Here is a 12,984-nt window from a genome sequence, read left to right on the forward strand (position 1 = left end):
TTTCGCGAAAGCGTAAAAACCATAATACAACGTTAAATACCGCATATCAAGGCTTGACAAAAGTAATACATATCAAAAAAACGTATTTTTGCAGTCTATGGAATCAAACAGACAGAAAAAAGTAGCAGGTGTTCTTCAAAAAGATCTTGCAGAAGTGCTTCAAAACGCACTTAGAGACAGCGGTCAAGGAGGCATTATTGTGTCTGTAACTAAGGTTAAGGTACCTACAGACTTATCTATTGCAAAAGTATACCTGAGCATCTTCCCTAATGATAAGGCTACTGAGATACTTAAAGAGGTAAATCAAGTAAAACCTATCATACGTCATAACATATCACAGCGCACACGTCACCAACTGCGACGTATGCCAGAACTTCAATTCTATATAGATGACACTCTAGAGTACCTAGATGGTATAGAGCGCTCTCTTAAAGGTGGTGACAACCCACTAGAAGATCCAAGTTTACTCGCTCGTAGAAAGAAAATATAAATGCAGTTTGCTCGCTATATAGCGCAACGTTACCTTGTATCAAAAAGTGGTACAAATGCTGTAAACATAATTACCTACATATCTATAGGGAGTATCATTTTAGGCACGATGGTTCTATTTATTGTGCTCTCTGCTTTTTCTGGGCTTAAGGAGTTTAACCTCTCTATTACGTCTATTATAGACCCAGACATTAAAGTACTACCCGCTACTGGCAAAACAATTACCCTCACCCCTACTCAAGAAAAGGAGCTCGCCTCATTTACAGAGATACAAGCATACTCAAAAGTAATAGAAGAACGTGCATACCTCGAGCACGAGGGTAAAACCTCACTGGGCTTTATAAAAGGAGTAGATGAAAATTACCTTAACGTTACTCAAATAGATAGCACCATCTTTGCCGGAAACTGGCCTACTGTAGGTGAGCCAGCAGTAGCTATGGGCTATCTTGTAAGAAGAAGACTCTCTGTTAACCTAACAGACTATAGCAGCCTACTCTCTGTAATGACACCAAAACCTGGTACGGGACAAATCACAGACCCTACACAAGCTTTTAACTCATCAAAGGCAGTGGTGAGTGGAGTTTTTCAAGCCGGCGAGACACTTGACAATGATCATATTTTTGCAAATATTGACTTTGTAGGCGCACTATTGGGTTACCCAGAAGATAAGATAAGTACACTTGAGATTAAATTATCTCCAGAAGCAGACGAAGACCGCTTACACGAAAAAATAAGCTCGCTACTCAATAACAACGTGATCATAAAAAACAGAATAGAGCTTAATGACGCCCTCTACAAGATGCTCAATACTGAAAACCTCGCACTCTATTTTATATGCACGCTCGTACTTATAATAGCTCTTTTTAGCTTTATAGGGAGTCTTATTATGATTATAGTAGATAAGCGCAAGCATATTAAAACACTAAGCGATCTAGGCGCATCTCTAGCATCTATACGTATGATTATATTTACTCAAGGCGCACTGATGATTCTTCTAGGTGGCGCTGTAGGGATTATACTAGGTGCAATTCTTATTGTAATACAGCAGCAGTTTGGCTTTATCCCAATTACAGAGAGTTTACCCTACCCCGTAAAATTTGAGCTGGTAAATATCGTAATCGTATATGCAACAATAGTGATACTAGGCTTTTTAAGCGCTAGACTTGCAGCCTCAAGGATAAATAAGAAATTTATAAGCTCAGACTAGACAAACTCGTAGCCTGCAAACTTCTCTTCAATAAGATTTAATGCAGCAAATACATCTTCACTTTTATCTGAAGTTACTAGCTTCATACGGTATTCCTTAAAATGCGGAATCCCTCTAAAGTAGTTTGTATAATGCCTCCTTGTTTCAAACACGCCAAGTATCTCTCCTTTCCAAGCTATAGACATCTCTAGGTGACGTCGTGCAGCTTCTACGCGTTCTACTAAGGTAGGTGGCTTTTTATGCTCTCCTGTTTTCATAAAGTGCTTTACTTCATTAAAAAACCACGGATAGCCTATACTTGCACGACCTATCATCGCTCCATCAAGACCATACTCATCGCGCATCTCCACAGCACGCTCTGGAGAGTTTACATCTCCGTTGCCAAACACTGGGATGTGCATTCTTTGATTATTCTTTACAGCAGCAATTGGTTTCCAGTCTGCATCACCTTTATACATTTGTGCACGTGTACGACCGTGTATAGATATTGCAGCACAACCTACATCTTGCAAACGCTCTGCAACCTCAACAATCTTAATACTTTCGTGATCCCAACCTAAGCGGGTTTTTACAGTAACAGGCAGCTTAGTATGCTCTACCATAGACTTGGTTAACTTAACCATAAGGTCTATATCTTTTAAGATACCCGCACCAGCTCCTTTTGATACTACTTTCTTGACTGGACACCCAAAGTTAATATCAATAATATCTGGCCCACTTGCCTCTACAATCTCCACACTGCGCAACATAGACTCCTCTACTGCTCCAAAAATCTGAATACCTACAGGACGTTCTTTTTCATAAATATCCAGTTTCATCACACTCTTTGCAGCGTCACGTATCAACCCTTCACTAGATATAAACTCTGTATATACAACATCTGCCCCCTGTTCTTTACATAACGCTCTAAATGGTGGATCACTTACATCCTCCATAGGTGCTAGTAATAGCGGAAAATCACCTACATCTATATCTCCTATTTTTGCCATACTTAATTTCCTTGCCTTATTCCCTTGATACGTATCACGCACAAAAGAACTCAAATAATTTAATCTGGTACAAAGGTAACTTCTTTTTAGTGTTTATACCTACTCGTTATAAAATGCTTATCGCGTAGGTCTGTCATAGGTTTTTCATAAAGACGGTACCACAACCCTGCTATTAGAAATAAAAGTATAAAGTATATGGCTGCATAACCCACTCTCTCATTAAAACTTAACAACTCTATAGGCCACAACCATCGCATACCCTGCAACAATAACCCATAATGCAAGAGGTAAACCGCATATGAGGTTATACTTACATAACGTATGGGCACAGCTATAAATCTAGGCGCTTGTTGCCAAGAAGAAAGAACTGGCAAAGTAAGAGCGATGGCAATCGAAGTAAATGGCAAATAGATTACATCCCAAATAAATGATGCAGCCACAGGATCTAAACTGTATTTTCCTAAAACAAACTGAAACCCAAAAAACAATATTATCCCTAAAGCAAATAATAACTGTTTGTGCTTAAGCCAGTGTTTTAAGTATTTATGAGATAGATATGCTGCCAGCACACCATAATAAATCGCATCTATTCGGTAGATGACTACTGCCTTTAGATTTATGTTCCACTGTTGTGCATCAAGTGTTGGTGTGGTAAAATGGTAGAGTAATTTAGTTATAAGAAATACGATTATGACTGCTATTGTGCTGCCCAGGAATAAGGTTTCTTTTTTTGCTTTCGCGAAAGCGTAAACCGCAACATATAACAACAATGGCCCTATAATATATGCCACCTCCTCTACTGGCAAGCTCCACGACTCTGTAAAAAACACTTCCATCCCCGAAGAGAAATTCTGAAGGAAAAGAAAGTAGTATGGTATATTTTCTGGAAGCTGTCTACCTATCGCAATAACTAGCAAAATATTGAGAACTAAAGCGAGGTAATAACTAGGCAACGTACGGAACCACCTGCGTATTAAAAAATACTTAACATCGCTCATCCCAAAATCTTCTTTTACAAATAGCCTAAGCAATATAGACCCTATTAAATAGCCGCTCAGCACAAAAAAGATCTCTACGCCCATCACTCCCCCTAATTGTAGTAGCGGGATGACACCTCCATATTGCTCGGGAAAAATATATAAAATATGAGATCCTAAAACAGCAAGAATCGCTATTGCTCGCATTAAGTCAAGCCCAAAAACACGCTGCTTAGATGAAGGGCTGCTACTCAAAAGATGATTATTCTTTAAGTCGTTCTAACTCATCAATCTCAAGAGCTCTATTATTATCTTGTAATTTAAAATTACCAAACTTATAGGTAAAGCCTACTTGCAAGTTTTGTGTCTCTGGAACAGCGAAATAAGCATTGTCTTGGTTAAGATATTGAGAGGTAAGCAAAGCATTTGCCTCGCCTAGTATGTCATTTACTGTTACTTTAAGTATAGCTCTGTTTTTCCAAAACTTCTTTTGTACACCGGCATTTAATGTTATCACACGGTCTTGAATATAGCTGCCAAATAAGAATTTAGAAATATACTCTGCGCTCACCTCTGCTGTCCAACTTCTATCTTTACTTAGGGTGAGATAATTACCAATGTATGCATACACTCCATCTACCTTGTTATCTTGAGCAACATTGCCACTCTCTTGCGCGAGGAAGGTTACCTCCTCGTGAAAGGCACTTAAGTATGTATATAAATAATACCAGTCTGAAATACTTCTACCGTGTGTGAAGTCGAGACCCCAAGATTTACTATCTAAGGCATTTTGATTTGAGGTACGCAATACTTGTGCATCGTTATTTTGAAAAGGAAGCCTTAATATCTCATTTCCATTATCACGATAATAGAGATCAAAAGAGTAAGCACTTTTTAAAGTATAATTAAAATTAAATCGATGACTAAAAGCTGGAGTTAACTGTGCATTACCTTGATCAAAATTGTTTTCATTTAAGAAATAGGCAAATGGGTTTAAATCTTGATACCTAGGCCTATCTACTCTTCTTGAGTAGTCTAGGCTAAAACTATGATTCTCAACAGGAGCATACTGCACATATGCAGTTGGAAAAAATTCCAGATAGTCCAAGTCGTTAATCTCGTTAAGCGCAAGCGAAGTTCCCTTTGAGTTAGTTTGCTCTGCGCGCAACCCAGCTTTTACATTCCATTTATCCCAGTCTTTTGCAACAGAAACATAACCCGCAACAATATCTTCATCATAAAGAAAATCATCATCTTGTGCTTCTTGCAAGCCTGACACACCACTATCTACAATAGTTGGAAATTTAACCACAGATCTAGAATCTATAATAGACGTTCTCGCACCCAGCTCTAAAGCAACAGTCCCTAAGGTCGTTGCATAGTCTATTTGCCCTGTGTAAATCTCAATATTTTGAAAAGAGTCACTCGTAAAACGCACATTTCTAAACAGGTCTCCAGTAGCATCTATATATCGAGAATTTAAAGATTGATCACGCTTTCGCGAAAAATTAGTATGATGCACATTCATACTCAACGATCCATTTTTAAGCGTCTTGGTATACTTTGCATCTAGCGCAATATTAGTGCGCTCTCCATTTAATCCGCTAGAGGTTCTAATCGTGTACGGGTCTTCTATAGATGAAGTAACATCTGTTATAGATCTTGAGTAATCATAAATACCTGGTGAATATAAGCCCACAGCCGAAAAACTTAACTGCGAAGTCTCATTAAGCTTATAATCTATAATAAGATTTGCGTTATGAGCATTTGACCAGTTTTTACGTTCAAAATCTTGAAGCCAGTTTATACGTTCATCTGCAGTTCTATAGTTTATAAAATCGTCACTCCTAAAAGAGGACTTCTGCGGGTTGAAACTATAATTAAAAAACAGATTCAATTTTTCATTTTTATAGTACTGTGACGTCCCAAAAGAATGTTTTGGAAAAATGCCGTAAGTTCCTCTAGCAAAAACAGTTCCTTTATAGCCTAGAGACACCACCTTGGAAGTAACAATATTAAGTACAGGACCTCCCTCTGCCTCATATCTAGCTGGTGGATTTGCAATCACTTCTACAGATTGTATAGCATCACCAGAGAGACTACTTAAAAGATCTTGAATTTCTTCTGCACTTAACTGCACTCTCTTATCGTTGAGATACACAGTAACTCCTTCATTTCTAATTGTAATCTCTTCTTGATTAACAACTACTCCCGGAGTTCTTTTTAAAATATCCATCGTATTACCGGATGATAGTATGGTATTTTCTACATTAAAAACAAGTCTATCTGCTTTGCGTACAACAGTAGGTTTTTTTGAAGTAAGCACAACTTCATCTAGACTTTCTTGACTTGCGCTAAGCACTATGGGCCTTAAAGTTGTGTCTTTTTCTAGTAGTATACTTTCAATTTTTTGGTCGTCAAAACCTACAAAACTAACTCTAAGGTGATATGTGCCCGTTTTAAGGTTTTCTAGAATAAAAGAGCCGTCCTCTTCTGTAATAGTACCCTTTACCAGCTTTTGCTCCTCATCAAGTAATACGACGTTTGCAAAGGCAATTGGGCTGTTTTGAGATGTGTTTACAACTCCTTGTATGCGTATGTTTTGGGCGATGATTGATGAGATGCTAAAAAGCATCAGGATTGTGATTATATGTCTAATAACGCTCGTTTTTAAGGCTTTAAATGTAATAACACTACTAACAACTTTTCACAAAATTTTAAGATTTTTCGACCAAATACGCAAAATCTATTTTACTGAGAAATAAATAGCTCTTAATAGCCGTATATTTGCACCCTATTTGCTATGACTATGAAGAATATTAGAAATTTTTGCATTATTGCGCACATTGACCACGGTAAGAGTACACTAGCAGACCGCCTCCTTGATGAGACCGCTACGGTTACAAAACGTGAAGCTCAGGCGCAATTACTAGATAGTATGGATTTGGAACGTGAGCGCGGTATTACCATTAAGTCCCACGCTATCCAGATGGAGTATAAATACAAAGGCGAAGATTACATTCTCAACCTCATAGACACACCTGGTCACGTAGATTTCTCATATGAAGTATCGCGTAGTATAGCCGCTTGTGAAGGAGCGCTTCTAGTAGTAGATGCAGCACAGAGTATACAAGCACAAACTATCTCAAACCTTTATCTGGCACTAGAAAATGATCTAGAGATCATACCTGTACTTAACAAAGTAGATTTACCTAGTGCAAATCCAGAAGAGGTAACAGATGATATTGTAGACCTACTAGGTTGTGATGCAGAAGAAGTAATTCCAGCATCTGCAAAGACAGGTATAGGTATTGAAGAAATTCTTGCCGCAGTAATAGAGCGCATACCTGCTCCAAAGGGTAATCCAGATGAGCCACTACAAGCGCTTATTTTTGATAGTGTTTACAACCCTTTTAGAGGAGTAGAAACGTACTTTAGAGTAATAAATGGCTCTATTAGAAAAAACCAACAAATAAAATTTGTCGCTACTGGAAACACTTATGGTGCAGATGAGGTAGGAACATTAAAACTTACACAAGCACCTAAGCAAGAAATAAAAGCGGGTGACGTAGGATACCTTATTACAGGTATAAAAGATGCCCGTGAGGTAAAAGTAGGTGATACTATTACAGACGCAAAGAACCCTACACAAAACGCCATTGCAGGTTTTGAAGACGTAAAGCCTATGGTATTTGCAGGTATTTATCCTGTAGACACGGAGGACTATGAGGAGCTACGCAACTCAATGGAAAAACTACAGCTTAATGATGCCTCTCTAGTATTTGAGCCAGAAAGTTCGGCGGCATTAGGTTTTGGATTTAGATGTGGATTCTTAGGAATGTTACACCTCGAGATTATACAAGAAAGATTAGAACGCGAGTTTGATATGACTGTTATCACAACAGTACCTAACGTATCTTATCACGCGTTTACAAATAAACATCCAGATGATATTATTTTAGTAAATAATCCATCAGACCTTCCAGATCCATCTAGTATGAATCGTGTGGAAGAGCCTTTTATTAAAGCAACTATTATTACAAAGTCTGACTTTGTAGGACCTGTAATGTCTCTATGTATAGAAAAGAGAGGTCAAATAGCTAGCCAGACATACTTAACAACAGAGCGTGTTGAGCTTACTTTTGATATGCCACTTGCAGAGATTGTTTTTGATTTTTATGATCGTCTTAAAACAGTTTCAAAGGGGTATGCGAGTTTTGACTACTCTCCTATAGGTATGAGGGCTTCAAAACTGGTTAAGGTAGATGTACTTCTTAACGGGCAACCAGTAGATGCACTATCTGCGCTCTTACACCAAGACAATGCTTATGATATAGGTAAGCGTATGTGTGAGAAATTAAGAGAACTTATCCCACGCCAGCAGTTTGATATTCCTATACAGGCTGCCATAGGTGCAAAAATCATCTCTCGTGAGACGGTAAAAGCACTACGTAAAGATGTAACGGCTAAGTGTTACGGTGGTGATATTTCGCGAAAGCGTAAACTTCTAGAAAAGCAGAAAAAAGGTAAGAAACGTATGCGTGCTGTGGGTAATGTAGAGATACCACAAGAAGCGTTTATGGCAGTTCTTAAACTTAACGATTAGGCATATATAAATTATAAAAAAAGCTGCAAATATGATATTTGCAGCTTTTTTACTTTTACAGCAACTCGTTTGTAAAAATGGTATTGGCATCTATGGGTTTTGTCTCAAGACCTTTGTTATATAACCACTCTAAAAAAGTGGTTATAACTCCCTGATCCATTCTCCCCCAAGAATCTCCTGTACCAAATGCTTTTAAAGACATCTGTAATGCCTTTTTAAGATCTATCTCTTTATCCTTTTCGGGCACAAGTGTAGCGAGTATAGCAACAGCCTCCTCAGGTTGCTCCTTACAATATAGATAGCCTCGAGCAGTAGCTTTAAGGAAGGCCTGGTAAGCTTCCTTACGTGCCACTATTCTATTTTCATCTGCAACTATTACTGGTGAGTATGAGTATGGTACCTTATAATCTGCCATTTTAAAATAGGTGAAGTCATCACCCCTCTCTTGCACCTGCACGCCTTCCCAATTTAAAAACACCCAGGTAGCATCATAAGTTCCTGCAATGAGCGCATCCCAAATACCCAGCTTATCTGGATACTCGAGTTCTAGCACTCCCTCACCACCATCATTACGTATCATTTGTTTTACGATCTCATCTTCATATCGTGCTTTGTAAGATGCATAAATTTTATGATCTAAAGAACTAGGAGATGCGATACCACTATCACGTTTAACCACAATAGCACTAACATCTTCTTGCAAGATAGCAGCAACCGCTTTAAGCGGAAAAGGGCTTGCCTTTGTACGGTAGCTAAGCAAGCTCTCCGTAGGGCACAATGCCATATCTACTAGACCGAGCTCTACCTTCTTTGCTGGGGTCAGTTCATAATTATCTGCGGCGGGATTTTCTATAGCTACTTCTAGCCCTTCTTCTTTGTAAAAGCCCTGTGCTTGCGCCACAAAAAACCCTATATGATTTATATTAGGCGTCCAGTCTAGTGCTATTTTAATGTGATTTGATTTCATTTTTTGATTAGTTTGATGAGTTGTTTTATAGTCTGTTGATTTGTATGTTTTTCTTTCTTTATGCGTTGTTGATGTGAAGAGTTTTCTATTGCGCTTTCGCGAAAGCTGCCGTGCACTTCTTTAAAACCAGCATCTAAAAATTTTTCAACATTTGTAATTGAAACTCCGCCTCCTGGCAGAATAACAATGCGCTCCTTAGCTTGCTCGCGTAGTGATTTCAAAACATCAAACCCCTCAATAACATCTGGTTTTTGACCAGAAGTAAGAACGCGATCTACGCCTAGCTCTATAAGCTGCTCTAGACCTTTTACAGGATCTAGCACTTGATCAAACGCACGATGAAAAGTAAAAGACATTCCCTCACTAGCCTTTACAAGCTGTGATGTTCTTTTAATGTCTATTATATGATCACTGAGCAGCACGCCAGAAACAATACCTTGCACACCCATAGACTTTGCAAAAGCAATATCACGCAGCATCGTTTTAAACTCGCTATTTGAGTATATAAAATTACCAGCGCGTGGTCGTATAAGCACAAAAGATGTTATTGATAGTTCTTGCATCACCTTCTCAAAAAGTGAGTGACTAGGTGTTACACCTCCTACGTCAAGCTGCTCGCATAACTCAATACGATGTGCACCTCCATTTTGCGCCGCTAGAGCACTCTCAAATGAATTTGCACATACCTCAATTTTCATATACTAAAGGTACTAAACCTAAAACCACTGTCAAATTTTGCGAGAGCTATCTCGTATAGCTTTAGGGCTTTTATTATCTTAGACACAAACCAATCCTTGCAAATGCGTTACCTACTTACACTATTAATTGCAGCAGTCTTTATTAACTCGTGTAAACACGTTACTGAGACCACTCCAGCACAAAAGGACCAAGCGCTTATAAATTATGTAAATCCATTTATAGGCACCGGCGGTCACGGCCATACTTACCCTGGTGCGACAATGCCCTTTGGGATGATGCAGTTAAGTCCAGATACAAGACTAGATGGCTGGGATGGCTGCTCCGGTTATCACTATGATGATGAGTATATCTATGGTTTTAGCCATACACACTTAAGTGGGACCGGTGTTTCAGACTATGGTGATATTTTACTTATGCCGTCTAATACCATACGTTTTAATAACGGCGCAAATGGTAAAAAAGGATATCGTGATCACTTCTCTCACGATAATGAAATTGCCCAACCGGGATATTACAAAGTACACCTAGATAGTACAAATATAGACGTAGAGCTTACGGTTTCTCAACGTAGTGGTGTTCATAAATACGCTTTCGCGAAAGCGGACTCCCTCAACAACTACCTCATCATAGATCTTGACCATAGAGACGAAGTGCTAAGCGCCTCTTGGGAAGTCATTAAAGAAGATGACGACCAGAAACTATATACGGAAATGCAAGGTCATCGTCACAGTAAAGCGTGGGCATCAAAACAATTACTTTATTACTATCTCAAAACCTCACACCCTTTTAAATACATTAAAGACCCACAGTCTAAAAGCAACAAGGTGGCTCTTAAGTTTGAGAATCCTAGCAATGAGCCTGTGATCATAAAAATAGGAATCTCTGCAGTAGATGAGAAGGGTGCAAAACAAAACTTAGAAACAGAGATAGGCGACAAAACCTTTGAGCAAGTAAAAGCAACTGCTCAAAGTACCTGGGAAAAACAACTAGAAAAAATCATAGTTGAGTCAGAAAACACAATATATAAAACTAACTTTTACACCTCGCTCTATCACACGATGCTTGCGCCTAATATTTATCAAGATATAGATGGTCGCTACCGAGGTATGGATCTAGAGATTCATCAAACTACAGATTTTGATTACTATAGTGTTTTCTCACTTTGGGATACATATCGCGCGGCACACCCGCTGTACACCATTATAGAAGAACAGCGCACAAATGATTTTATAAACACCTTTATTGCAAAATATGACGAGGGTGGTATAATGCCCATATGGGATCTTTCTGGTAATTACACAGGCTGTATGATAGGCTATCACGCCGTTCCAGTTATAGCAGATGCGTATATGAAAGGCATAAGAGACTACGATACAGATCGTGCCTTTGAGGCGATGCTACATAGCGCATCACAAGATAAACTAGGTCTAGACTCCTATAAAAAATATGGATTTATACCCACAGAAATGGAAGCAGAGTCTGTTTCAAAAACATTAGAATATGCCTATGATGACTGGACTATAGCCATAATGGCTCAAGAAAGAGGTGACGAAGAAAGCTATAAATCGTTTATCCAAAGAGCACAAAACTATAAAAATGTATATGACCCAAAATCAGGGTTTATGCGAGGTAGAATGCGTAATAGCTGGTTCTCACCATTTGACCCCTACGAGGTAAACTTTAATTACACAGAGGCAAACTCTTGGCAATACAGCTTTTATGTACCTCAAGACGTAAGTGGCTTTATAGATCTTGTGGGTGGCAAAAAAGCGATGGATAAAAAGCTAGATGCACTTTTTACAGCCCAGCAAGAAACTTCTGGAAGGCACCAGCAAGACATCACAGGCTTGATAGGACAGTATGCACACGGTAATGAGCCTAGTCATCATATGGCCTATCTCTATAACTATATTCATAAACCGTGGAAAACTCAAAAGCGTGTGCACGAGATTCTTACTACTATGTATAAAGACACCCCAGACGGCATCTCTGGTAATGAAGATTGTGGCCAGATGAGTGCTTGGTATGTACTCAGCTCGCTTGGGTTTTACCCTGTGACACCAGGAAGCAACACCTATGCTATAGGGACTCCTCTTTTTGACAAAGCCACGATTTATCTAGAAAATGGCAATAATTTTACCATAGAAGCCAGCAATGTATCTGACACTAATATCCATATAAAAAATGCTTCTATTAATGGTAAGGCACACCCCTACTCTTACATAAACCATAAAGATATTATGGCTGGTGGCCTCTTGCAATTTGATATGTCTAGCACTCCTGGTAGATGGGGTAAACATCCAGCGCACAGCCCAAAAACTGCCATAACAGAACATCTCATTGTAGCTGCACCGTTTATCGCAAGTGGCGATATTACTTTTACAGAAAATACAACCGTCGCATTACAGTCTACAGACAAAGATGCAGAGATATACTTTGCTCTTAAAGAAGACGGCGAGACCTTTAAACGATATAGAAAACCCATCATCATCACATCAGATACAGAGTTACGTACTTATGCCATTTCAAGACACGGCAAAAGTGCTACAATCGCTACCCCTTTTCATAAAATCAATGATGCTTATAAAGTGACTCTCGAGACAACTTATGCAAATGAATATAGCGCAGGCGGAGAGAATGCCTTAATAGATGGCATAAGAGGTTCAAAAGAATACAGATCTGGCACCTGGCAAGGATATAATAATCAAAATGTAGTTGCTACACTCGATCTAGGAGAAGTAAAAAATATAAACGCAATTGCCACCTCATTTTTACAAGACCAACGCAGCTGGATTTTTTACCCTACAGAGGTTAGCTTTTTTACCTCTGTAGATGGCACCACTTTTACACCCTACTATAGCCAAGATATAGATGCAACTATAGAAAGTGAAGAGACTTTAATTAAAACAGTAGCAGCATCTCAAGATGAGAAAGCCGCTAGATACATAAAAGTTATAGCAAAGACGGTAGGAAATTTACCTAGCTGGCATTTAGGTCACACGTATGATGGCAAAAGCTGGATATTTATAGATGAACTTATAGTTAAGTAG

The 12,984-nt window shown here is 38.8% G+C and carries 9 protein-coding genes; 4 read left to right on the top strand and 5 right to left on the bottom strand.

All coding sequences use genetic code 11. The features are described from left to right. The first annotated feature begins 97 nt into the window (after window positions 1-97). Both rbfA and MED134_RS06730 read left to right on the top strand, forming a co-directional pair. On the top strand, window positions 98-490 hold the full coding sequence (gene rbfA, locus MED134_RS06725; protein ID WP_021778132.1) for a 30S ribosome-binding factor RbfA: 393 nt from the start codon (window positions 98-100) through the stop codon (window positions 488-490). Beyond that, window positions 491-1,696 carry an FtsX-like permease family protein gene (locus tag MED134_RS06730; protein ID WP_021778131.1) on the top strand — a complete coding sequence of 402 codons (1,206 nt, stop codon included), beginning with the start codon at window positions 491-493 and terminating at the stop codon, window positions 1,694-1,696. Here MED134_RS06730 and dusB read toward each other — a convergent pair. From dusB to MED134_RS06745, 3 genes are all read right to left on the bottom strand, one after another. Continuing rightward, the gene (gene dusB / locus MED134_RS06735) at window positions 1,693-2,685 is read right to left on the bottom strand and encodes a tRNA dihydrouridine synthase DusB (RefSeq protein ID WP_021778130.1); all 993 of its coding nucleotides are present in this window, start codon (window positions 2,683-2,685) and stop codon (window positions 1,693-1,695) included. The two genes, MED134_RS06730 and dusB, sit on opposite strands and share 4 nt — an antisense overlap. A gap of 86 nt (window positions 2,686-2,771) precedes the next feature. Continuing rightward, window positions 2,772-3,917, bottom strand: coding sequence for an acyltransferase family protein (locus MED134_RS14700; RefSeq protein WP_021778129.1), 1,146 nt, complete (start codon window positions 3,915-3,917; stop codon window positions 2,772-2,774). A 7-nt stretch (window positions 3,918-3,924) separates the two neighbouring features. Then, window positions 3,925-6,297 (bottom strand): outer membrane beta-barrel protein, encoded by a 2,373-nt coding sequence (locus MED134_RS06745; protein ID WP_021778128.1) that lies wholly within the window; start codon window positions 6,295-6,297, stop codon window positions 3,925-3,927. Between the two features lie 174 nt (window positions 6,298-6,471). Here MED134_RS06745 and lepA point away from each other — a divergent pair, with 174 nt between their 5' ends. After that, window positions 6,472-8,268: a translation elongation factor 4 gene (gene lepA / locus MED134_RS06750; protein ID WP_038597376.1), complete on the top strand. Its 1,797-nt coding sequence runs from the start codon at window positions 6,472-6,474 to the stop codon at window positions 8,266-8,268. A gap of 55 nt (window positions 8,269-8,323) precedes the next feature. Here lepA and MED134_RS06755 read toward each other — a convergent pair whose 3' ends face one another. Together MED134_RS06755 and MED134_RS06760 are read right to left on the bottom strand one after the other, a co-directional pair. Next, entirely contained in the window at window positions 8,324-9,235 is a 912-nt protein-coding gene (locus MED134_RS06755) for an ABC transporter substrate-binding protein (RefSeq protein ID WP_021778126.1), read from the bottom strand. Then, window positions 9,232-9,933: a copper homeostasis protein CutC gene (locus MED134_RS06760; protein ID WP_021778125.1), complete on the bottom strand. Its 702-nt coding sequence runs from the start codon at window positions 9,931-9,933 to the stop codon at window positions 9,232-9,234. The genes MED134_RS06755 and MED134_RS06760 overlap by 4 nt, the downstream gene beginning before the upstream one ends. A 102-nt stretch (window positions 9,934-10,035) precedes the next feature. Here MED134_RS06760 and MED134_RS06765 point away from each other — a divergent pair, with 102 nt between their 5' ends. Further along, on the top strand, window positions 10,036-12,984 hold the full coding sequence (locus MED134_RS06765; protein WP_021778124.1) for a GH92 family glycosyl hydrolase: 2,949 nt from the start codon (window positions 10,036-10,038) through the stop codon (window positions 12,982-12,984).

The organism is Dokdonia sp. MED134, assembly GCF_000152925.2.
Lineage (GTDB): Bacteria > Bacteroidota > Bacteroidia > Flavobacteriales > Flavobacteriaceae > Dokdonia.